We start from the raw sequence: 22,767 nt of genomic DNA on the forward strand, positions 1-22,767 counted from the left end.
TTAAAAATCAATAATGATAAAAGATTATTTTAAGATAGAAAAGAACCCCAAGAAGGGACTCCTGCCACTGGAATGGGTGATGCTGGGCTATATGGCGATAACAGTCTTCACCATGCTCTTTACCTTTACCAAGGTAGTGAATCCGGAGTCGATGCTTTGGGGCAGATTGAGAATTCTGGTCATGACCCTCGCCCTTTGGGGCGTATATCGCATGATTCCATGCAGGATAACGAAGATGGTACGCATCATAGCGCAGATTGCCCTGCTTGCCTGGTGGTATCCAGATACTTACGAGATCAACCGCATGTTCCCCAACCTCGACCATATCTTTGCGGGATGGGAACAGGATTTCTTTGGATGCCAGCCCGCCCTGCTCTTTGCCAAGGCACTGCCATGGGCGGTGGTGAGCGAACTGATGTCGATGGGCTACTTCATGTATTATCCGATGATAGCAGCGGTAGTACTCTACTATTTCTTCTGCAGATACTATGAGGCAGAACGGGTTAGCTTTGTACTGCTTGCCAGCTTCTTCATCTACTATCTCATCTACATCTACGTGCCGGTGGTAGGACCGACGTTCTACTTCGACGCCGTAGGAGTACAGGATATTGCCAAGGGCATCTTCCCGGCAATGGGCGATTACTTTAGTACCCATACCAGTTGTCTGCCAACCCCAGGCTATACCGACGGAATCTTCTACCAGCTCGTAGAGAATGCCAAGGAAGCAGGAGAGCGACCTACCGCCGCCTTCCCTAGTTCGCACGTGGGCGTAAGCACCATCTGCATGCTCCTTGCCTGGCACAGCAGAAACCGCAAGCTGCTCTTCACCATGCTGCCATTCTACATCTTCCTGTGTATGGCAACCGTGTATATCCAGGCACATTATCTCATCGATGCCATCGCCGGATGGATCTCTGCCGTAGTCATCTACTTCATGCTGATGGCAGTTTCAAAGAACATGAAATGATGCGGCATGGAAGATACAGGAAAGAAATCATATTAATACATCAAACATAAATTAGAATTCATCTAGAACAATGAAGAAACTGTTTATTGAAACTTATGGCTGCCAGATGAACGTGGCAGACAGTGAGGTAGTTGCCTCTGTGATGCAGATGGCAGGCTACGAGATTTGTGAGAAAGAAGAAGAGGCTGATGCCATCTTCCTGAACACCTGCAGTATCCGCGAGAATGCGGAAAACAAGATTTACCATCGCCTCGACACCCTCCATGCTGAGCAGAAGAAGGGAAGAAAGGTGATTCTCGGCGTATTGGGCTGTATGGCAGAGCGAGTAAAGGATGACCTCATCCAGAACCACTATGCCAACCTGGTCTGTGGACCAGACAGCTATCTCAATCTGCCGGATATGATTGCGCAGTGCGAGATGGGTACCAATGCCATCAACATTGAACTTTCAAAGACCGAGACCTACCGTGACATCGTGCCTCAGCGCATCGGTGGCAACAGAGTGAGCGGTTTCGTAAGCATCATGCGTGGTTGCAACAACTTCTGCCACTACTGCATCGTGCCTTATACCCGTGGACGTGAGCGCAGTCGCGATGCCGAGAGCATCCTGCGTGAGGTGCGCGACCTGCACGACCGTGGTTTCAAGGAGGTTACCCTGCTGGGACAGAACGTGAACAGCTACGGTCTCTCACCATCGGGCAAGCGCGAGGAAGGCAGCCTTTCCTTCGCCGAGCTCCTGCACATGGTAGCCCAGGCTGTGCCGGATATGCGTGTACGCTTCACCACCTCTAACCCAGAGGATATGACCGAGGACATTCTCCACGCCATTGCCGAAGAGCCAAATCTCTGCAAGCACATCCACTTCCCTGCACAGAGCGGAAGCAACAAGATATTGAAGCTGATGAACCGCAAATACACCCGTGAGGAGTATCTGCAGCGCATCGCTGACATCAAGCGCATCATCCCGGGCTGCGGCATCACCACCGACATCTTCGTGGGTTATCACGACGAAACCGAGGAAGACCATCAGGAAACCCTCTCGCTGGTGAAGGAAGTAGGCTTCGACAGCGCCTTCATGTTCAAGTATTCAGAGCGCCCTGGCACCTACGCTGCCAAGCATCTGCCAGACAACGTTTCTGAGGAAACCAAGATAGCCCGCCTCAACGAGCTGATCAAGCTGCAGACCGAGGTGAGTGCTGAGCAGAACAAGAAGGATGAGGGCAAGGAATTCACCATCCTCATCGAGAACTTCAGCAAGCGCAGCCGTGAGCAGATGATGGGCCGTACCGAGCAGAACAAGGCAGTGGTCATCGACAAGGGTAACCACCACATCGGAGAGTTCGTAAAGGTCCGCATCACCGGTTCTACCTCTGCTACCCTCTTCGGAGAGGAAGTAAAGGAGTAAGGATGCTCCCTCTAAAAGAGTAAGAATGCTTCTTTAGAAAAAGAAGTGAAAATATACCCAATTACTCCCAGAAGAAGAAAAAACGGAGCCAAAACGACTCTTCTATAAGAAAAAACTGAATAAAAGTCAAGAAAGACCGCCAAAAGTTTGGCGGTCTTCCTTAAAAACACTATATTTGCACCTATGAAGGAATTTTTGCAAATCTTACGACGATTCGTCCCTCCCTACAAGAAATATCTGGGGCTCTCTGTTCTGTTCAATATCCTGTCTGCGGTATTGAACATCTTTTCGTTTGCAGCCTTGATACCAATCCTGCAGATTCTCTTCCAGGTAGATGGCGGAATCCGTGCCAACGACTATATGGAATGGGACGGAACGCTGGGCAGCATCAAGGAAGTGGCAACCAACAACCTGTATTATTACATCCAGGAGTTCATCGTGGCGCACAGTGCATCACTGGCTCTGCTGGTTATCGGCTTGTTCCTTGCCTTCATGACATTCCTCAAGACGGGAGCCTATTTCCTGTCTTCAGCCACCATCATCCCTATCCGTACGGGTATTGTTCGCGATATCCGCAACCAGCTCTACCAGAAGATTACCTCGCTTTCGCTGGGCTTCTTCAGCGAAGAGCGCAAGGGCGATATCATCGCCCGAATGAGCGGTGACGTGCAGGAAGTGGAGAACAGCATCATGTCGTCGCTCGATATGCTCTTCAAGAATCCTATTCTCATTCTCTTCTATTTCATTACGCTCATCTGCATCAGCTGGCAGCTCACCCTCTTCACCATCCTCTTTGTGCCACCATTCGGCTGGTTCATGGGTGTTGTGGGAAAGAAACTGAAGGCACAAAGCACCGAGGCACAGTCGCTCTGGAGTGATACGATGAGTATGGTAGAGGAGACCTTGGGCGGATTGCGCATCATCAAGGCTTTTTGTGCTGAAGATAAGATGAACTGGCGCTTCAACCAGGTGAATAGCAGTTATCGCGACAACATCATGCGCGTGAACATCCGTCAGCAGATGGCTCACCCGATGAGTGAGTTCCTGGGAACCATCCTCATCGTGGTAGTATTGTGGTTTGGCGGTATCCTGGTTCTGGATTACGGCAGAATCGATGGTCCTACCATCATCTTCTACCTCGTGATGCTCTACAGCATCATCAACCCACTGAAGGAATTCTCCAAGGCGAGTTACAATATCCCAAAGGGATTGGCAAGTATGGAGCGTATCGACAAGATTCTGAAAGCCGAGATCGAAATCAAGGACAAGGAGAACCCTGAACATATCAGCAGCTTCGAGCATCAGATAGAGTTCCGCCATGTTTCCTTCGCCTATACCGACCATCAGAACGATGAGCTGGTTTATGTATTGAAGGATATCAACCTGGTGATTCCTAAGGGAAAGACCATCGCACTGGTGGGACAGAGCGGTAGCGGAAAGAGTACGATGCTCGACCTGATTCCTCGCTACTACGATGTACAGGAGGGCGAGGTGCTCATCGACGGCATCAATGTGAAAGACCTTGCCGTACACGATCTCCGCCAGCTGATAGGTAATGTAAACCAGGAGGCAATCCTCTTCAATGCCAGCTTCAAGGACAATATCCGCTTCGGCAAGACCGATGCTACCGATGAAGATATCACCAATGCGGCAAAGATAGCCAATGCCTACGAGTTCATTACCAAGTCGGAACATGGTTTTGATACCGGAATCGGTGATCGTGGCGGCAGACTCTCCGGCGGTCAGCGCCAGCGTGTGAGCATAGCCCGTGCCATCCTCAAGAATCCTCCTATCCTTATCCTCGACGAGGCAACATCGGCTCTTGATACAGAGAGCGAGCGCCTGGTACAAGATGCCCTGGAGAGATTGATGAAGACCCGTACCACTGTGGCAGTAGCCCACCGACTGAGTACCATCAAGCATGCCGATGAAATCTGCGTACTGCACGAGGGCAGGATTGTGGAGCGTGGTACCCACGATGAACTGATTAGAAAAGACGGATATTACAAGAAGTTGCACGACATGCAGCAGGTGTAATTGAGTAAAGAGTTAATAGTTAAGAATTTATAGTTTTACAGATGGTTAAGATTGTTTATGCATTCTTTTATGCGATATCGCTGCTGCCATTCAGGCTGCTCTATTGCATTGCCGATTTCGAGTACTTCATGATGTATCGCGTCATCAAGTACCGCAGGGGTATTGTGCGTAAGAATCTCATCACCTCTTTTCCTGAGAAATCAGAAGAAGAGATTATCGACATCGAGAAGAAGTTCTATCGCTGGTTCAGCGATTACTTCTTCGAGGCAGTCAAGTTACTCAGCATCAGTGACAAGGAGTTGCACCAGCGATTCCAGGTCATCAACAGTGAGGAAGTGGAGCAATGTTTCCTGGAAGGTCAGAACGTGGCAGCTATCCTGGGCCATTACTGCAACTGGGAGTGGCTCTCATGCGTGGGTATCGAACTGCCCAAGTCACGCAAGATAGGCCTCATCTATCATCCTCTGCGCAACCAAGCCTTCGACGAACTCTTCAAGCGCATCCGTTCTCACGAGGAGAATGGCGTGGTGGTGCCCAAGAAAGAAATCCTCCGCTATCTGGTGGATTACAAGCGCAAGGGTATCATGAGCATCTTCGGCTACATCAGCGACCAGGGACCCAAGTGGGAGAACATCCACCTGTGGCTTCCTTTCCTCAACCATCCCGAAACCCCAGTGTTTACTGGCGGCGAGAGAATCATGAGAAAGATGAACGATGCCGTGTTCTATGTAGAGATGTCGCGCCCGAAGCGAGGCTACTATACGGCAACCTACAAGCTCATCACCCGTGAGCCAAACACTCTGCCGGAGCACGAGATTACCCGTCGTTTCTTCCAGATGCTGGAAGCCACCATTCGCCAGAATCCACCTTATTATTTATGGACGCATAACAGATGGAAGCGAACCAAGGAGGAGTTTGACAAGCGATATGAAGTGGTGAAGGGGAAAGTTGTGCCAAGAGAATAGAGTTGTTCCAAAAGACTAGAGTTTATCTTAATAACAGAAAGGGTTACAAGATGATAGAAGCCAAAAGAGTACCTTATGGAGTCACTGATTTCCTGAGAGTTATCAGAGAAAATCAGTATTACGTAGATAAGACTATGTATATTCCGTTGTTGGAGGCTCAACCCGACTATCTGATATTCATTCGCCCTCGCCGCTTCGGCAAGAGCCTGTTTCTCAGTATGCTCGAAGCTTACTATGATTGCAAGCTAAAAGACCAGTTCCAGGAAATCTTCGGAGGTCTCTGGATAGGCAGGCAGCCTACCCCTCTACAGGGAAAGTATCAAGTACTGACACTCGATTTCTCGCAGGTAGGAGGAAACATCGACAACCTGGAGGAGCGCTTCAATTCATATTGCAATATCTGCTTTGACGCTTTCATCAACAGATATGCACAATTCTATGATGATGCAACCAGAAAGGCCGTTCTTGCAGAGGATGTAGCATCCAATAAGCTTGCTACTATCCAAAAATACGCAAAAGAACAGAATTATCAGCTGTATCTCATCATTGACGAATACGACAACTTCACCAATACCGTGCTCAACGAGCAAGGCGAAGAAGTGTATCATGCGATGACACATGCCAGCGGTTTCTACCGCGACTACTTCAAGAAGTTCAAGGGTTCATTCGCCAAGATATTCATGATGGGTGTAAGTCCTGTAACACTAGACGATGTTACCAGCGGCTTCAACATCGGCTGGCATATATCAACCAAGCCTGAGTTTGACAAGATGCTGGGCTTCAGCACAGAAGATGTGCGAGCCATGTTTACCCGTTATCGTGATGCGGGACAGATACCGGCAGATAGCGATATCGAGGCAATGATAGAAGAGATTAAGCCGTGGTATGACAACTATTGCTTCTCAGAGGCATGCTTAAACAGCAAGGTCAGGGTTTTCAATTGCGATATGGTGTTATATTATCTCCGTAATTACATGGACGATGGTAAAGCCCCAAAACAGATGATAGACCCAAACACGAAGACCGACTACAACAAGATGAAGCGACTGCTCCAGCTCGACAAGCTAGACGGCAACCGCAAGGGCATCATCCGCAGGATTACGGAGGAAGGCAGCATCGTATCGAATCTTTACGAAACCTTCCCTGCCAGTGAAATCGTGAAGCCGGAATACTTCCCAAGCCTGCTGTTCTATTACGGCATGCTTACCATCAAGGATACTTTCGGCGACCAGTTGCTCTTGGGAATCCCGAACAACAACGTCCGCCGTCAATATTATGGCTATCTGCAGGAGCAATATCAGGAAATCAACCATATCAACCTGAATGAGTTTGGTTATATGCTCACCTGCATGGCGTTTTATGGAAAATGGGAAGATGTCTTGGGCTTTATGTCGAAGGCTTACGCCGAAGTGGCATCAGTAAGAGATGGCATCGAAGCCGAGCGCAACCTGCAAGGTTTCTTTATGGCATATCTCTACCTGAGCAGCTATTACATTACGGCTCCCGAGCTTGAGTTGAATCACGGCTATTGTGATTTCTTCCTCTTACCCGACCTGACCCACTATCCTACCAAGCATAGCTACATCATCGAACTGAAGATGTTGCCAGCCAAGGATTTCGAGACAAAAGCCGAGGCACAATGGCAGGAAGCAGTAGAACAGATCAATCGCTATGCCGCAGCACCAAGAATAGAAGTCTTGCGCCAAGGCACGACATTGCATAAAATCATCATCCAGTTTGCCGGATGGGAAATGAAACGAATGGAAGAAGTATAAACTTGCACATCTAATCAATAGGCTATATGAAGGAAAGAAGATTATGTTATATCAGCCGCACTTATTACAATCAGACAAGTGCTGGCAACAAGGCAAAGACAGATTACGAAAAGGTGCTGCACTCGATGGGGGCAGCAAGCATCGGCTTGCCTTGCAAAATCGACAACAATAAATTCCTGGCCTTCTTCTATAACCTGGCGAGTACCCTCATCGCCTGCTCTCGCATACAGAAAGGAGATGTCATCGTACTGCAATATCCTGTAAAGAAATATTTTTCCTTCATCTGCAAGATGGCACACCTCAAAGGAGCCAAGACCATTTCCCTGATTCATGATTTGGGCAGTTTTCGACGAAAGAAACTAACCGTAGCCCAGGAATTGAAACGCCTGAGCCACACCGACTATATCATCGCCACCAACCAGGCGATGAAACTGTGGCTTGAGCAGCAAGGCTTGGAAAAGCCTATCGGAGCCCTGGGATTCCATGATTATCTGTCGCCATCCGTTGCAGCAGACAAGAAGCACCAGCCCAACAAGGTATGGAATATCGTATATGCCGGCTCACTCAACCTGCGCAAAAACGCCTTTATCCTGAAGATGCAGGAACTGGATTACCAGTTTAAGTTTCATCTTTATGGAAACATGGAAGATTATGATGCCGTGGCAAAAGACAAGAACATCGTATGGCACGGCTTTATGAATGCCGACGATTTCATCAAGCAAGTGCATGGAAACTTCGGTTTGGTATGGGATGGAGATTCCCTGGAAGAATGCCATGGCGACTTCGGAAGCTATCTGAAATACAACACCCCGCACAAGGCATCCTTCTACCTGCGTGCCGGATTACCTATCATCGTATGGAAAGAATCTGCCATTGCTCCGCTTGTAGAAGAGAGGGGAGTGGGATTTGCCATCAACTCCCTGAAAGAACTTCCAGGGCGCCTAGCCGGCATTTCGGAAGAAGAATATGCCGGTATGCTTGCCCAAACAAAGCAGATGGCGATAGCTATTAACAATGGCGAGAATCTGAAAAACGCTATTCAGGAATGTTCGCTTTAGAAATCCTCAACAGTAAGTTTTTAACATAAAAAGTCGATGAACAATGAAGAATATATTAATAGACTTTACACGATTAGCGGAAAAGTGCGGCTTTGGTGAAATCGCAGACAACTACAGCCAGCAGCTCATCAGCATTTCCGACATACAGGATATGCACTTCATCTTCCTGGTAAAGGAGAAGCATAAAGGATTTGCCGGAAACAACGTGGATTATGTATCAGTGGAACATCTGGCACATGATTTAAGGAAGCTCAACAAGAAAATTGATTTGTGGCATTCCACAGACCAATTGTTCATCAAGCGCAAACACAAAAAGGGGATGAAGAACATCCTGACTATCCATGACCTCAACTTCCTGCACGAGAAGAAAGGTATCCATCGCCTGAAAACCCTCTGGAAGATGAAATGGCATATCAGACGTTCTGACTATATCACCGTCATCTCTGAATATGTAAAAGATGACCTGCTGAACCATATCGATATAGGCAACAAACCATTGGATGTGATTTATAATGGCATCAAAGATACGGATCTGGAGCTGCAGAAGAAGCCGGAATACATCAAAGACGACAAGAAGTTCTTCTTTACCATCGGTCAGACCAGAGCCAAGAAGAATTTCAAGACTCTGATTCCGATGATGAAGTTCCTTCCGGAATATAAACTCTATATCTGCGGAAAGCCTTATAGCAAGCACTATTACGAACTGCAGAGAATCAAGGAAGAATGGGGTACGGAGAATGTAATCTTTACAGGAGAAATCAGCAATGCCGAGAAAAACTGGATGTATGCCCACTGTGAAGCCTTCCTCTTCCCTAGCCTTTTAGAGGGATTCGGACTCCCGGTACTGGAAGCCATGAGATTCAACGCCAAGGTCTTCTCTTCCAGATTCACCAGTCTGCCAGAGGTATGTAAGAACCATGCCACCTATTTCGACTCCTATGTTCCGGAAGAGATGGCGGCTACCGTAAAGGCTGGTATCGCCCAATGGAGCAAAGACTCGGAAGAGGCAAAAGCTGCCAGGGAATATTCGCTAGGCTATACTTACAGCAAATATACCCAAACCTACATCAACCTGTATAAGAAGATGTTAGGCATATAAGATATATGATATGACATATAAGATATGGCATGTACTGAGATATGCCCTTCTCACTTTTTGAAAAGGGCATATCTTACTACATGCCATAAATGCTTGATCTTAATCTCGATGAATCGTCCCAGTTTTCTCTTTCGCCAACTACCCGCAATGCGATGCACTCCTATCGTCTCGCTATCCACCGGATAATGATTGTTGGGAGCAACAAGATGCGTAGGATAAACCGTCAAGCCAGGCATCACCTGCTTTTCGTCCTTCATCTGCCATCCGAAAGACTTCGCCACAGCCGACATCGTATAAGGTGAAATCGTATCATTGAAAGAGCCATCCGGATTCTTGAAATGGCGGTTCTGATAATATTCAAACATCTTCTGGCAGAACGCATTGCCCGCAGTACCCATAAAGAAGGCTGCCTGCAAGCCAAACTCCTCTTTATCCTTCTCGTTGAAAGTGGCAAAGCCATCCTCTGGAAGAATCTCATCAAAACGACGATGCAGATAGATATCGCTATCCATATAAATACCACCTTCTTTGTAAACGGCATAGAATCGCACAACATCGGCAGCGAAAGCCCACTTTCGGGCCTCCAGGGCCTCATCGATAAAGGCACAGCCAATAGACTTTGCCGCAGCATAATCCCAAACTTTAACTACATAGTCGGGCATCAGGCACTTCCATGTATCCAAACAAACCTTTATCTCTACAGGATAAGGGTCATTGCTAAACCAGCAAAGGTGAATGAGTTTTGGTGTCATCTCTATTATTCTCTTTTTCTGCAAAGGTACGAAAAACTATCCAAAGAGCAAAAAAAATCCCGGAATATTTGCCATACTCAATTATGTTTAGTACCTTTGCACCTATACACAATATAAGCTTTAACATTTATTGTTTATCTTGCATGCAAGATAATGGCAACAAGGATGTTATAATATATAGAAAGTAAGAAGTAAAGAAAGAACAAAAAGTCAAAAGAAAGTAATATAAAAGGATAAAAGCAGTTATGAATAAGAAGCAATTGAAAATTGTAACAGGAGTAGCTATTGCAGTTCTAATCGTATCCATCATTCCCATGTTATGGATAAGCCAGTATCTTCATCCATTTGCGGATGATTATGTCTTTGGTGCAGAAGTATATAAGATTTGGAATGAGACCCATTCATTTCCGGCTTGCGTTCAGACAGCCTGGAATGTAGCAATGACGATGTATCATACATGGCAGGGCACCTATTCCGCCTGCTTTCTCATGGCTCTACAACCAGGAGTATTCGGCCAATATTGGCTTGGAACATTCATCTTGATTTCCAGTTTGGTGACCTCCACTTACACCTTATTATATATGGTTATGCGAAAATTACTCCATTCGTCCAGATTGGAATATCTCTTCGTATCTACCCTCTTCGTTCTGATGACCATCCAGTTTACATGGTCATACTACGATGCATTCTATTGGTATAACGGGGCGATGTACTACACTTTATTCTATAGCATGTCTCTGTTTTTAGCATCTCTGCTCATAGGATATCAATTAAGTAGTTCCAAGTTCAAGAAAGCCCTTATCAGAGGGGCTTCCATCGTTCTATCCATCATCATTGCCGGCGGAAACTTCGTGTCAGGACTTGGCATGGGAGCGATTCTGTTTGCAGCCATTCTCATCATGAAGATGGAACAAAGAAGATGGCCACGTTTATATATTACTATTCTCACCATCTATGGCATCGCCTTCCTTTTCAGCGTGTTGGCTCCTGGTAATGCGTTCAGACAAGTTACCATAGAAAGCAAGCCAAATGTTGTCGTTGCATTCTTCATGGCAATAGGAAAGAGCTTCGAGTTCTTATCAGAATCCATCAATATCGCTCAAATTCTGATGTTGATGCTTCTTAGCCCTACCCTTGTCAAGGCGGCAAGTAGCTCGAGATTCAAGTTCTCTCACCCTTGGCTATGCATCCTGATTACCGTTACGCTTTACAGTTCATTCTTCTTCGCCCACAGCTATGCCATGGGAACAAGAGGACCAGGCAGAGTACAGAACATCTATTCGTATATACACCTGTGGCTCATCTGCATCAATATTTATTATCTTTCTGGAGCTGTTCTGAGAAAGGCTGAGGCAAAAGCGCCATTAAGCTCTGCCATTATAGATTTCGTAACGGTATCTAAGAAGAAATATGCCAACTCGCTGCAGTATGCGCCATATTGTGCCATTGTCATCTTGATATTATCCGTAAGTCTCAAGGAAAGGACAACCAACAGAACCGTTTCACTTATGCTGAAAGGAACTGCCGTGAAATTTGACAAGGAAATGAACGAGCGTGAACTGGCACTGAAGACGAATACCCAAAGTGCCATAACATTGAAGCCTCTTACGGTAAAAATGCCTTCGGATGCATTCAATGACATCATGATTTATCCAGGATATTGGATCAATCAGGGAATGGCCCGATACTACGGCAAAGATAAGATTGTTGCCTCACCTGCCGCAAACATGCAGGAATCTCCAACCATGCTTCTTGCACGTTGCAAAAGAGACGTAGGACCAGGTAATTTGAAATTTGTATATATAAAATAATTGAACTTTCGCATGTAAGCTCCACACGCCCTGAAAGGGCAGAAGCTCCTAGCCCAGGGCGTATGGAATTTACTTGCAAGAGTTTAGCTACTTATAGCTCAGGCTTAAACTTGAGAAATTGCTTATGGCTTAAACTTAATTCGTTTCCTATAACTCCAGCTTAAACTTGATAGGATGCTTCTTGCCATAGCGGGTCCAGAACTTGGCGCGTTCCTTCATCACATAATCCACAGCCTCATCCACGTTGTAATCTCTTACCTTGGCATATTCAGAGACCAGGATTCGGATAAATTCCTTAGGTCCCCAGAACTTTCGGAGATTATAGAGTCCTTCCTTGACGCTGATTTCTCCAAACTTCATGCGATTGATATCCACGATGATGAAATGGAAGCCTTCATCATCCTGTTTCCACAATACGTTGCCTGGCGTAAAATCCTTATGCAGAATTTTCTTGTCGTGCATATCTGCGGCAAAACGTGCCAACGCCTTAGCCAGCTTTTCGTAAGTACCAGGGGCTGCATCACCCACTTCGTAAAGGGTATGCAGGTTGTCACACTGCAGGGTGATGAGATAGGTATATCCCAGGAGTCCGATGGCATTACGCTCTTCGATGAGCGCAATAGGCGCAGGGGTTCCGATGCCTTTCTTCTCCAATATCATCGGATATTCAAAGGCACGCTCCCCCTTAGGCTTTCTGATGCCTAGGGAATAAACCAGACTGTTAGGTCCCTTTGGCACATGATAGCGCTTTACATTAATAATGGTTCCATCAGGAGCCTCCATCACCTTAATGAGATTGCGACCCGTGTAAATCACACGTCCTTCCTTCTCGAACACATCCGGGATGCGTTCGATGAAACTTCTCATCTCTTCGTATTTTGGGTTTATCTTTATCTTCATTTGTTTACTATACTTTTATATTTTTGCCTAGGACGCTTTGGTACTCCAGGGAGCATCATTTCCAAACTCTTCTCTTGAGCCACAACGCCAAAATGGGGTCACTCATTTCCAGATGCTTAGGAGCAGGAGTCGTAATCAGATCTTTCACCATCAAGGATTTCTTCAGGCGGGTTACATTGGCGGCAGTACCCAGGCGATAAGTTTCCAATATTGCCGTCTGGGTGAAACCGGTATGTACTCCATTGGTGATGGCATGCAGGAAATTCATCTGATAGGCAGAAAGGTCTTCGGTCTGCTGAATAAACAAAGGCTCGCTGGCATCCAGCAACCGGTCTATTCCATATTTCAAGTCCTCTTCTGTTGCTACAGAATCATCCTGTACACGCAACCATACAAACCATGCCAACTGTTGTACATAAGAAGAATACCTATCTATTACCTGACAGATTTCACGAGCCAACTCTTCCGAGATATGCTTGCCGGTAGATTCGAATCGCTGACAGATATACTCCACCCAGTCTTTCTCGCTTATCTTGTTCAGATAGAAGAAATCTCCAAAGCGATAAAATGGGTAACTGGCATTCTGGAACATTTGTTCCATCATGTGTTTCTTGCTTCCATAAAGGCAGTAAGATACATGGCTCTGCAATTGCCATACGCTACGGAGCTTCTTTACTTTTTCTCATAATTACTACCTTATTTTATACTATACAGCTTTTCTTCTGCAAAAAAAATGCAAACGAGCGCAATGAAAGCTGGCTTTCAAATTGCCGAGTGCAGCTTTTCTTCTGCAAAGATAGCAAAAAAAAACAAATTAAACAAGGTTGTTTAAAACAATGTTGTTTAAAGCCATCTTTTTTTGCAGAAACAGCGATTCTTCGTCTGATAAAAACATAAAGTTTCATAAATTATACCCTAGGGTATAATACCTTTGGGTATAATTTTGTAACTTTGCAGAGAATCAAGACTTTAAGTATATGAACAAGATACCATTCGAATATGGTTCTATCGCTGAAAATGAATATTTCATTGATAGAATCGAAGATAGAAGAGACCTCAAGACTTTTCTTGGAGGAGGCATCAACGTGATGCTGATTTCTCCAAGACGATGGGGCAAGTCTTCACTTGTCAAAGCCGCAATGGAAGAGCTGAAGCAAGAACAGAAGGATGTGCGAGTATGCTATCTGGATGCCTTCAAGATTTTCTCTGAGGAAGAGTTCTACAACAAGTTTGCAAGTGCAGTACTCCAGGGCGTTTCTTCCACTATGGAAAAGAGATGGGCCGACATCGTAAAGTTCATCCAATCCATATCTCCAAGCCTCACCATCAACAGCGATCCAGTGAATGCCCTAGAAGTAAATCTGAACTTCAAGCCCCTAAAAGAAAGTGCCGAGGAAATTCTCAATCTTCCAGAAAAGATTGCCAAGGCTAAAGGCATCCATGTCATCGTGTGCATTGATGAGTTCCAACAATTGGCAAACCTGCCCGACTGGAAGCGCCTGGAAGGAACCATGCGTTCGGTGTGGCAGGGACAACACAGTACGACCTATTGTCTCTATGGCAGTAAACGCCACATGATGATGGATATATTCGGCAACTCGAAGAATCCATTCTACCGTTTTGGACAGACGATGACATTGAAGAAGATAGCCAAGGAATACTGGAAGCCTTTCATTCACGACAGTTTCTACAATCACGGCAAGTCTATCAGCGATGATATGATAGAGCGAATCTGCAATGCCGTGCAATGCCACTCCTGGTATATGCAGCAATTCTGCTTTCTCATCTGGACACGTACGGCAACAGAGGTGACAGAGGAAATCTATCAGTCACAGCTTACCAAACTTCTGGATATCAATGCCGATATGTTCATTACCGATATTGATGGCATGCCTGCCTCACAGATAGCATTCCTGCGTGCCGTCTGCATGGGAGAGACTCATTTCAATGCCCAACAGGTTGTAGCAGAATATGGACTCGGTGCTCCACGCACCATCACCAAGAACAAAAAGACTCTTGTAGAAAGAGACTTCATTGAGAAATCGGGCGATGGCTTCAAGATGGTTGACCCCGTTTTCGAACTGTGGTTCAAACGGGAATACTGCAACATTTTTCCTCAATAAGATATAGAAAAACTATATAAACAGTTAATCCCCCATCACGCAGCCAAAGCGTGGTGGGGAATTGCCAAACCGTCATACTACTATTATTTCTCATTATGATAAAGTTTCATAAATAATCAGCTCATTTATAGTTACCTTCGAGCTTATTTTATAATTTTGCACCCATGAAACAGATTATTCATAGACTATTTCCACATACGCTGTGGAACAGAGAGACGACAACCCTCTGGGGATGCGCCTTCGGAAAACTCATATTGTTTGACATCATCTGGTGCCTACAGACCACCTTTACCTCGTTCTCGCTGCCCGAGGTGTATGTCAACTCCATCTTGGTAGCACTCATCCTGCTCCTGCCACTGATGCTCACGGGCAAGAAATGGACGGAGTATCTGCTGCTCTTCATCGTGGACGGACTGCTGATAAGCAATCTGATGTATAGCCGCACATATAATTCGGCGATACCCTTGGAGAGCTATCTGCTGGCAGGCAACCTGAGCGACTTCACCGCCAGCGTCATAGACTCCATGCGACTCATCGACATCCTGCTGCCGCTATCTACCATCGCCAGCATCCTATACATATATAATAAGGTGAAAAAACAGCAGGCAGGAAAGGCTTCAATAGCCCAGACATCCCAAGCCAGCTATGGATTGCGACTCAAGCAATACCTCTGCACCCTGCTCGTGGTGTTCCTTGTATCCGCAATGCAAGTGATGACAAGAGGCGGTTGGCAGCAAGCATTTACCCGTTTGCAAAATGCCAATTACTATACTTGCGCCGTGCCAATGTATACCATTTTTGGCAACTTGATACACCAAGGAATGCAAACTCAGACTCCATTTACGCCCCAAATGAAGGCGGAAATAGAGGCTTGGCAGAAACAGCAGCCATCTTATAAAGCCCTGCCAGATAGCATCGATAAGAAAAAAACATTGGTCGTTATCTTCTGCGAATCGCTGGAAAGTTGGGTTATCAACAAGAAGGTGGAGGGCAAAGAAATCACCCCTAACCTCAATGCTGCCATTGCTGACAGCCATACCCTATATGCCCCCTATGTACTGACACAGGTGAAAGGTGGTCGCTCTATTGATGGACAACTACTGGTAAACACAGGACTTCTGCCACTGATGAATGGTTGCTATGCTATGCAGTGCCAGAACACCACCTATCCATCGCTTGCCAAAGCGCTCAAAGAGCAACATCAGGCTAAGTCATATCTGATGACGGTTGACAAGCCAGTAACCTGGAACCAGGAAATCGTGGCTCACAACTTTGGGATAGATACCCTGTTCTGCAATGACAGTTGGATCAATGACGAGAAAGTAGGTAGCAGAAAGAAACTGGGCGATGTCTCATTTATGAAGCAAATCGTCAAGAAGCTAAAAAGCAGCAACATTCTCAGCAATGGGCAGAGCACATTCCTCCAGATAGTCACCTATTCTGGTCATAACCCATTCGTATTGCCAGACAACTTGAAGCGCATCCACTTCAAGGGTTCCTATCCCGAGAAGATGTGCGACTATATGACGATGGCCAATTATACCGACCACGGACTGGGCATCCTGCTCCGCTATCTGAAGAGCCGACCAGACTATAAGGACATGATGATAGTGCTCATCGGCGACCATGAGGGTCTCGCAGCCGATCGCAAGCCTATCTGCGCTTCGCCTGCCGCCAAGGGCATCGTGAGCGACAAGCAGTTCACACCATTCATCGTGGTCAATGCTCCTGTAGGGGGTATATATAATAAGGTGATGGGGCAAGTCGACCAATACCCTACCATCCTGAACCTGATGCATCTGGATAGCTACACATGGAAGGGTATGGGACAGAGCATTCTCGACCCGAAGAAACAACCTGCCGCCGTGGGCTCAGACAATATGAACGTGGAGAAGACTGGAATTGTCTCTAACCAAGAAATCAAAAGACTCTCGGAGGCTCATCGCATATCCGACTTACTCATAAGATACAACAAGATAGTAAAATAATATGGACAAGACATATAAGAAAGCATTCTGGCTCATCATCATCCTGGCTATCGTGATGATGATTCCATTCCTCGGACTCTCTGATTTCAACACCAAGGGAGAACCTCGCGAGGCGGTGGTTGCCTACACCATGCTGGAACATGGCAACTGGATTCTGCCCATCAACAATGGTGGCGACATCCCTTACAAACCACCTTTCTTCCACTGGTGCATCGCCTTCTTCAGCCTCATCGCCGGCCACGTGAATGAATATACCTCACGTCTGCCATCCGCCGTATCGCTGGTTTTGATGACCATTGGCGGCTTCGTATTCTATGCCAAGCGCAAGGATACACAGACCAGCCTCATCGCTGCCATCCTCACGCTCACCGCCTTCGAGGTGCACCGTGCCGGAATGAACTGCCGTGTGGATATGGTGAACTCTGCCCTGATGGTGGGAGCTATGTATCTGCTCTACCGCTGGTGGGAGAAGGGAAAGCACCAGCTGCCTTGGCTTGCCATCCTCTGCATGAGCGGCGCCACGCTGACCAAGGGTCCTGTGGGCATCATCCTGCCTTGCTTCGTGATGGGCGTATTCATGCTTACCCAGCGCGAGAACTTCTGGGGCATCGTATGGCGCATGGCTCTAACCGCCCTGCTCTCGCTCATCATCCCATTCTGCTGGTACTATGCTGCTTACCTGCAAGGTGGCGACGAGTTCCTGCGCCTGGTGAAGGAAGAGAACATCGACCGATTCATGGGCAAGATGGCATACGAATCGCACGAGAACCCGGCGTGGTACAACCTGCTCACACTCGTGATGGGTTGGGCTCCTTATACCTTATTATTACTGTTCTCGCTCTTCATCCTGCCTTGGAAGAAGTTCTCCAAGACCCGATTCCTTGAGAATGCGAAGAAGGCTACTCCGCTGCAGGTGTTCACCTGGCTCGCCTTCCTCCTGGTGCTCTTCTTCTACTGCATCCCAAAGAGCAAGCGCAGTGTCTATCTGCTGCCATGCTATCCGTTCATGGCTTATCTCATAGCTGAATACATCGTCTGGATGATGAAGGAGAAGGTGGGAGCCATCAAGGTATATGCAGGGGTGATTGCCTCGCTGGCAGTTATCCTCGTGATTGCTACGCTTGTTATACGAGCAGGCGGCATACCAGATACCATTTTCCATGGCAAGCATGCTGCCGACAACATCGCCATGCTCCATGCCATAAGGGAATCTACTCATGGTATCCTATTCTACGTATGCTATATGTTTCTTATAATAGGAGCTTATCATATATTCAAGGCACTCAAGAAAAAAGAGACAAGCCAAATGATGAGATATACATTGGTGATGATTATCGCACTTTTCATCACACTCGACTCCACCCTGCAGCCTGCCGTGCTCAACACCAAGGCAGACAAGCATCTGGCGCCGGTTATCGAAAAGAAGTTTGATACAGGTAAGCTTTACTCCTATATGTCGATAGAGATGATGCATTTCTTCAGCCTCAACTTCTATCTGGGCGATAAGATCCAGCAGTTTGACAAGGTATTGCCGCAGGATGGCGTGCTGATGATTCCGGAAGGAGATATGCCAGACTTCAAGGAGAAATTCGGCAAGGACTATACCTTACAGAAGGTTTGGGAAGTAAAGAGACTCGTAGAATGGCATCATCCGGTAGGCTTCTATCAGTTTGTGAAGACAAGTGCCAACATCGCACAGAACAAATGATTAGTGAGTAGTGATTAATTATTAGTGATTAGATACAAAAAAAGCATCGGAACTCATAATCCCGATGCTTTTTTGTATCTATCAAATTGATATTCTTCTTATTTTCTTTCTTCGATAAGATTATACTCTTTCTTCTATAAAATATCGAGGACGGCGCTTCACCTCGGTATAAATCTTGCCGATATAGACACCCGTAATGCCCACACCCGTGGTGATGATGCCACCGATAAACCACATGGAAACGAGCAAGGAGGTCCAGCCCTGGATGGTCTTGCCCTGGAAATGCTCCACCAAGGCAAAGATAATCATGATGAAGGCTACTAAAGTCATCGCCAAGCCCAGGAAAGTGATAAACTTCAATGGTGCCACGGAAAACGAGGTGATGCCATCGATACTGAAGCTCAGCATCTTGGTGAGCGGATACTTGCTCTCACCTGCCTCGCGTGCCTTGCGGTCGTAATAGACGAATCCCTCACGGAACCCCAACTGGCGGACGATGGCCCTGAGGAAGAGATTGCGCTCGGAGTACTGCATCAGAGCCTTCAGCGTGCGGTTGGTCATCATGCGGAAATCGGCATGATTATACACCGTATCCTTATCCACGCTCTGCATCAGCTTATAGAAAGCCTGAGCGGTGAATCGCTTGAAGAAGGTATCGGTCTTACGCTCCTTGCGCACACCATAGATGATATCCTTGCCTTCCTGCACCTGCTGAGCCATATCGATGATGACATTCTCATCATCCTGCAGGTCGGCATCGATACTTACCATCGCATCACAATGATCTACCGCCGCTTCCATTCCTGCCCAGAGTGCATTCTGATGTCCCCGGTTATGAGATAACTTGATGCCGTGTACATACCTGTGCTCCTTGGCAGCATCGGAAATCATCTGCCAGGTACGGTCACGACTACCATCGTCAACAAGGAGCAACTCCGTGTCGGCATCTGTTTTTACCTTGATGTTCTTGATCAGATTGCCAAGCACCTCCAGGGTCTTCGGCAATACCGCTTCCTCGTTATAGCAAGGAATCACTATGAATATCTTCATCACTTTTCTTTTTTTCGTCGTTAGCATGGATACTTATCAATTGCAAAAATACCCCGATTTTCTTACATACACAAATAAAACGCCAGTTTTTTTATAATCTTGCATCATATTCCTGAAAAGAAGGACTGGGAAAGCAGGATAAACCCCAGATTTTACCACTTCCACTTCACCTGTACCTCTAGATCCATCTGATGAGAACCGGCGATTTCCTGCAAGCCGGAAGAGATGTGGGTGCGGTCGAAATAATCGGTGCTGCCCAGCTTTGCTATAACCAGCAGATGATGGCTGATCTCCGAACGCGCCACCAGGGCATAGCGGATGCCCTCGCCAAAGTAACTGCCAAAACTCATCTGATAGAGCAAGCCCGGCTCATAGGCATAGATGCGACTGTCGAAATCCTGGGTGTGAAAATAGCCGAAACTGCCCTGCAGCCTCAGCCACCGCCAATGATATCCGATGTTTTCATTCAGCAGATAACCGCTGCTGGAAGCATTCTGGGTGCCGCTACTGGAAGCATTCCCGGTACCGCTGCCCGCATTTCCTTCCCGGTACTTCGTATAATCCACACTCGTCTTGGAACTCCAGTTTTTCGTGGTAACGCTGGCATAGAAACGGAGACGCCCGGTAGCGTTTCCCGCCTTTTCCTTATAGCGGACCCGGGCTCCCAGTGTCCAGAAACGGGCAGGAAGATAGAGGATATTCAGCAGATGATCCCAGCTCTGCGTACTCTGGCGGGTATGATACTTAGGCCAGGCAAAATAGGCAAAGTCGCTATAGGCGGTAATGGTCCAGCGACTGCCTGGCGACCACGTAGCCCCCACATACATGCCGTTTTCATCCTGCACGCTGCTTCCCTCGGCAAAGCTGTTGCTGAACAGGGAATAGTATCTGGCAGAATAGAACCGTTGCACAGCCGTGAGCGAGAAATGATCGGAAACCAGATAAGATGCTGCATTGAGCGTGGCGACGGCTCCACAATCACCCGTTGCCGTTTCGCCACCTATCGTCCAGCGATGGGAAATATAGCCATAATCTACACTCACATTCCAGAAGGCATCACCTTCGGGAGCAAACCGCTTGTACAACTGCACCTTTTCTGGCATCAGCGGAAGGGAGAAAGAGGTATAGAAACCGGTGGCTCCAATATGCCAGCCCTGATGGCGATAGTTGATATTGCCACCCACCAGCGTATTGGAGGCTATATCCTGCCTGGCTATCTCCCTGCGTGTACGGTGCAGACCGGTCTTGAGAATAGTCTTGATGCCACCCTCATCACTCAGCGTGGCATCTATCTTGCGATAAGAGAGGAATCCGGTAAGGTCAAGTCCCTTCAACAAGGTATAGGTGGCTGCTGCTCCCTGCAGATAGTTGGCAGAAGAGCGGGAGGAATGAACCTTGATCTGGCTGGTGGTTCTGCCCAGCGAGGACAGTATCGAGAGTTTGCCGAAGCTGAAGTCGTTGTTGAGAATCAGTCCCATTCCCTCGTGCAGCCGATACCTGCCCAGAGTGATATTCTTCCATCTGCCTAATTTCCTGACTTGCAGATAGAAGGAATAGAAATCATATCCCAGGTTGTTCCTGCCGCTTCCGAAAGGTTCGCCCGCATCCTGGGCACCAACGAATCCCATCTTCACATAGTCGCCATACCTGAACTGATAGCGCACCCCGTGCCTATACTTATATCCCAGGTATCCATCGGCTCCCTTGCCATCGCCCTTGCGCTCATAGAAAGGCACTTTCACCATTCCCATCACCTCGTGCTTGCCATACTTCAGGATATTCTTCAGGCTCGGGAACTGCTGGCGGGGAGTCTCGTCGGCTACATAGAAGAAGCTGTTCATCAACTGCCGCTGATACCAGCTGATACTGGGGATGAGAGCCAGTTCTGCCATCGTCTTCATCCCATGATAGCGATAGAGATATGCCTGGATATCCTCTACCTGCGAAGGGGTGAGGAAAGGCAGATGCTCCATCTCTTCGCGGGTAGCCGTATTCAGATTCAGCGGATGCTGCGCCAGCTCCTCCAGTTCCTCCTCATAATCCTCCCAGGCAGTCTGTTCGAAATCCTCCATCTCCGAGAGTTCCATCAGATATTCCTGCCAAGGACGCGAAGAGACATGCTTCTCCCTATCTTCTTCCGACCGGGAAGAGGAGTCCTGGGCACAAACAGAAGGGTCATAGAATAACTGGGAGCTGCCTATGAGAAACAGTTTCAACAAAAAGCGGATGATAGGTTGCCAATACTTCATAGACAGGCAAAAGAATTATTAAATTTCCACAAAGATACTGCGAAATTCTGAAAATGAGTAAGAAAAGAGTAACTTTCTTTCTCTAAATGGGAAATTATCTGTAATTTTGCGGCATAATTAGAAATAGAAGAGGATTACACCTCTTTATATATATAAGAGATGCTCCGGACAGGGAGCGGATTATTTAAATTGGATCAAGAAGATTTTTATGAAACAGAAGATATTCTTTTTGCTGGCGATGCTCTTCTGCATCACGCTGCAGACAATGGCACAGACGGATGACGACAAGCCTGAAAACAAGGAAGTCGATATGGATGTTCCTACCTTCGAACCGATGGTGAAGGTGGGAAAGGTGCTGCTCGACCACGACAGCATACAGTATGTACAGGTGAACAACGTGTATGTTTATCCACAGCCGGTGTTCAAGAACGCCAAGGAAAGAATGGCGTACAACCGTCTGGTATATAACATCAAGAAAGTTCTGCCGATAGCCAAGGAGGTGAGAAAGATCATCATCGAAACGGGTGACTATCTGGAAACCCTGCCCAACAAGAAGGCGAAGGATGCGCACATGAAGCTGGTGGAGAAAAGCATCAAGCAGGAATATACACCGAGAATGAAGAAACTCACCTATGCACAGGGCAAGCTCTGCATCAAACTGGTGTATCGTGAGTGCAATTCATCCTCCTATCACCTTATCCAGGCATTCCTCGGCCCTATCCGTGCCGGCTTCTATCAGGCTTTCGCCGCCCTCTTCGGTGCCAGCCTCAACAAGAAATATGATCCGAACGGAGTGGATAGGCTCACGGAAAGAGTGGTGAGACAGGTAGAATCAGGACAGATATAAAAAGAAAAAAGCAAAGCCCACGAGCATGAAGCC

At 47.0% G+C, this 22,767-nt stretch carries 17 protein-coding genes; 12 read left to right on the top strand and 5 right to left on the bottom strand.

The features are described 5' to 3' along the window. Nucleotides 1-13: 13 nt before the first annotated feature. The 7 genes from CFT61_RS12450 to CFT61_RS12480 all read left to right on the top strand — a co-directional run bounded on the left by CFT61_RS12450 (nucleotide 14) and on the right by CFT61_RS12480 (nucleotide 9,306). Nucleotides 14-967 (top strand): phosphatase PAP2 family protein, encoded by a 954-nt coding sequence (locus CFT61_RS12450; RefSeq protein WP_089544747.1) that lies wholly within the window; start codon nucleotides 14-16, stop codon nucleotides 965-967. 70 nt (nucleotides 968-1,037) lie between these two features. Further along, a complete protein-coding gene (miaB, locus tag CFT61_RS12455) occupies nucleotides 1,038-2,372 on the top strand; it encodes a tRNA (N6-isopentenyl adenosine(37)-C2)-methylthiotransferase MiaB (protein ID WP_089544748.1) in 1,335 nt (444 codons plus the stop codon). Nucleotides 2,373-2,555: 183 nt separating this feature from the next. Further along, nucleotides 2,556-4,409, top strand: a complete 1,854-nt coding sequence (locus CFT61_RS12460; RefSeq protein ID WP_089544749.1) for an ABC transporter ATP-binding protein — start codon at nucleotides 2,556-2,558, stop codon at nucleotides 4,407-4,409. A 41-nt stretch (nucleotides 4,410-4,450) separates the two neighbouring features. Then, complete coding sequence (locus tag CFT61_RS12465; protein WP_089544750.1) at nucleotides 4,451-5,374, top strand: lysophospholipid acyltransferase family protein; 924 nt, start codon at nucleotides 4,451-4,453, stop codon at nucleotides 5,372-5,374. A gap of 50 nt (nucleotides 5,375-5,424) precedes the next feature. Next, on the top strand, nucleotides 5,425-7,149 hold the full coding sequence (locus CFT61_RS12470; RefSeq protein WP_089544751.1) for an ATP-binding protein: 1,725 nt from the start codon (nucleotides 5,425-5,427) through the stop codon (nucleotides 7,147-7,149). Between the two features lie 26 nt (nucleotides 7,150-7,175). Beyond that, nucleotides 7,176-8,207, top strand: a complete 1,032-nt coding sequence (locus tag CFT61_RS12475; protein ID WP_089544752.1) for a hypothetical protein — start codon at nucleotides 7,176-7,178, stop codon at nucleotides 8,205-8,207. A gap of 43 nt (nucleotides 8,208-8,250) precedes the next feature. Beyond that, nucleotides 8,251-9,306: a glycosyltransferase family 4 protein gene (locus CFT61_RS12480; protein ID WP_089544753.1), complete on the top strand. Its 1,056-nt coding sequence runs from the start codon at nucleotides 8,251-8,253 to the stop codon at nucleotides 9,304-9,306. 50 nt (nucleotides 9,307-9,356) lie between these two features. On the opposite strand, the gene CFT61_RS12485 is transcribed toward CFT61_RS12480, so the two are convergent. Beyond that, nucleotides 9,357-10,058, bottom strand: coding sequence for a glycosyltransferase family 32 protein (locus CFT61_RS12485; RefSeq protein WP_089544754.1), 702 nt, complete (start codon nucleotides 10,056-10,058; stop codon nucleotides 9,357-9,359). A gap of 245 nt (nucleotides 10,059-10,303) precedes the next feature. Between CFT61_RS12485 and CFT61_RS12490 the strand changes: the two genes are divergently transcribed. Then, nucleotides 10,304-11,869: a DUF6056 family protein gene (locus tag CFT61_RS12490; protein ID WP_142990637.1), complete on the top strand. Its 1,566-nt coding sequence runs from the start codon at nucleotides 10,304-10,306 to the stop codon at nucleotides 11,867-11,869. A gap of 147 nt (nucleotides 11,870-12,016) precedes the next feature. On the opposite strand, the gene CFT61_RS12495 is transcribed toward CFT61_RS12490, so the two are convergent. Both CFT61_RS12495 and CFT61_RS12500 read right to left on the bottom strand, forming a co-directional pair. Further along, entirely contained in the window at nucleotides 12,017-12,769 is a 753-nt protein-coding gene (locus CFT61_RS12495; RefSeq protein WP_089544756.1) for a lipopolysaccharide kinase InaA family protein, read from the bottom strand. A 55-nt stretch (nucleotides 12,770-12,824) separates the two neighbouring features. Beyond that, nucleotides 12,825-13,373, bottom strand: a complete 549-nt coding sequence (locus CFT61_RS12500) for a hypothetical protein (RefSeq protein WP_254918972.1) — start codon at nucleotides 13,371-13,373, stop codon at nucleotides 12,825-12,827. A 373-nt stretch (nucleotides 13,374-13,746) separates the two neighbouring features. Here CFT61_RS12500 and CFT61_RS12505 point away from each other — a divergent pair, with 373 nt between their 5' ends. From CFT61_RS12505 to CFT61_RS12515, 3 genes are all read left to right on the top strand, one after another. Further along, complete coding sequence (locus CFT61_RS12505) at nucleotides 13,747-14,892, top strand: AAA family ATPase (protein ID WP_089544757.1); 1,146 nt, start codon at nucleotides 13,747-13,749, stop codon at nucleotides 14,890-14,892. Nucleotides 14,893-15,056: 164 nt separating this feature from the next. Further along, complete coding sequence (locus CFT61_RS12510) at nucleotides 15,057-16,880, top strand: LTA synthase family protein (protein ID WP_089544758.1); 1,824 nt, start codon at nucleotides 15,057-15,059, stop codon at nucleotides 16,878-16,880. A gap of 1 nt (nucleotide 16,881) precedes the next feature. Continuing rightward, nucleotides 16,882-18,588, top strand: coding sequence for an ArnT family glycosyltransferase (locus CFT61_RS12515; protein ID WP_089544759.1), 1,707 nt, complete (start codon nucleotides 16,882-16,884; stop codon nucleotides 18,586-18,588). Between the two features lie 120 nt (nucleotides 18,589-18,708). On the opposite strand, the gene CFT61_RS12520 is transcribed toward CFT61_RS12515, so the two are convergent. Both CFT61_RS12520 and CFT61_RS12525 read right to left on the bottom strand, forming a co-directional pair. Further along, on the bottom strand, nucleotides 18,709-19,638 hold the full coding sequence (locus tag CFT61_RS12520) for a glycosyltransferase family 2 protein (RefSeq protein WP_089544778.1): 930 nt from the start codon (nucleotides 19,636-19,638) through the stop codon (nucleotides 18,709-18,711). Between the two features lie 152 nt (nucleotides 19,639-19,790). Next, nucleotides 19,791-21,887 carry a helix-hairpin-helix domain-containing protein gene (locus CFT61_RS12525; RefSeq protein WP_089544760.1) on the bottom strand — a complete coding sequence of 699 codons (2,097 nt, stop codon included), beginning with the start codon at nucleotides 21,885-21,887 and terminating at the stop codon, nucleotides 19,791-19,793. Nucleotides 21,888-22,095: 208 nt separating this feature from the next. Between CFT61_RS12525 and CFT61_RS12530 the strand changes: the two genes are divergently transcribed. Continuing rightward, entirely contained in the window at nucleotides 22,096-22,734 is a 639-nt protein-coding gene (locus tag CFT61_RS12530) for a DUF4294 domain-containing protein (protein ID WP_089544761.1), read from the top strand. Nucleotides 22,735-22,767 lie beyond the last annotated feature (33 nt).

Origin of the sequence: Segatella copri, assembly GCF_002224675.1 — a bacterium.
Classification (GTDB): Bacteria; Bacteroidota; Bacteroidia; order Bacteroidales; family Bacteroidaceae; genus Prevotella; species Prevotella copri_U.

Excerpts from the sequence above, each read along its gene's own strand:
- CFT61_RS12495 (WP_089544756.1), bottom strand. The coding sequence starts at position 12,769 with ATGAAGATAAAGATAAACCCAAAATACGAAGAGATGAGAAGTTTCATC.
- CFT61_RS12510 (WP_089544758.1), top strand. The coding sequence starts at position 15,057 with ATGAAACAGATTATTCATAGACTATTTCCACATACGCTGTGGAACAGA.
- CFT61_RS12460 (WP_089544749.1), top strand. The coding sequence starts at position 2,556 with ATGAAGGAATTTTTGCAAATCTTACGACGATTCGTCCCTCCCTACAAG.
- CFT61_RS12520 (WP_089544778.1), bottom strand. The coding sequence starts at position 19,638 with ATGAAGATATTCATAGTGATTCCTTGCTATAACGAGGAAGCGGTATTG.
- miaB (WP_089544748.1), top strand. The coding sequence starts at position 1,038 with ATGAAGAAACTGTTTATTGAAACTTATGGCTGCCAGATGAACGTGGCA.
- CFT61_RS12515 (WP_089544759.1), top strand. The coding sequence starts at position 16,882 with ATGGACAAGACATATAAGAAAGCATTCTGGCTCATCATCATCCTGGCT.
- CFT61_RS12505 (WP_089544757.1), top strand. The coding sequence starts at position 13,747 with ATGAACAAGATACCATTCGAATATGGTTCTATCGCTGAAAATGAATAT.
- CFT61_RS12525 (WP_089544760.1), bottom strand. The coding sequence starts at position 21,887 with ATGAAGTATTGGCAACCTATCATCCGCTTTTTGTTGAAACTGTTTCTC.
- CFT61_RS12470 (WP_089544751.1), top strand. The coding sequence starts at position 5,425 with ATGATAGAAGCCAAAAGAGTACCTTATGGAGTCACTGATTTCCTGAGA.
- CFT61_RS12475 (WP_089544752.1), top strand. The coding sequence starts at position 7,176 with ATGAAGGAAAGAAGATTATGTTATATCAGCCGCACTTATTACAATCAG.
- CFT61_RS12485 (WP_089544754.1), bottom strand. The coding sequence starts at position 10,058 with ATGACACCAAAACTCATTCACCTTTGCTGGTTTAGCAATGACCCTTAT.
- CFT61_RS12530 (WP_089544761.1), top strand. The coding sequence starts at position 22,096 with ATGAAACAGAAGATATTCTTTTTGCTGGCGATGCTCTTCTGCATCACG.
- CFT61_RS12480 (WP_089544753.1), top strand. The coding sequence starts at position 8,251 with ATGAAGAATATATTAATAGACTTTACACGATTAGCGGAAAAGTGCGGC.
- CFT61_RS12490 (WP_142990637.1), top strand. The coding sequence starts at position 10,304 with ATGAATAAGAAGCAATTGAAAATTGTAACAGGAGTAGCTATTGCAGTT.
- CFT61_RS12465 (WP_089544750.1), top strand. The coding sequence starts at position 4,451 with ATGGTTAAGATTGTTTATGCATTCTTTTATGCGATATCGCTGCTGCCA.
- CFT61_RS12450 (WP_089544747.1), top strand. The coding sequence starts at position 14 with ATGATAAAAGATTATTTTAAGATAGAAAAGAACCCCAAGAAGGGACTC.
- CFT61_RS12500 (WP_254918972.1), bottom strand. The coding sequence starts at position 13,373 with ATGATGGAACAAATGTTCCAGAATGCCAGTTACCCATTTTATCGCTTT.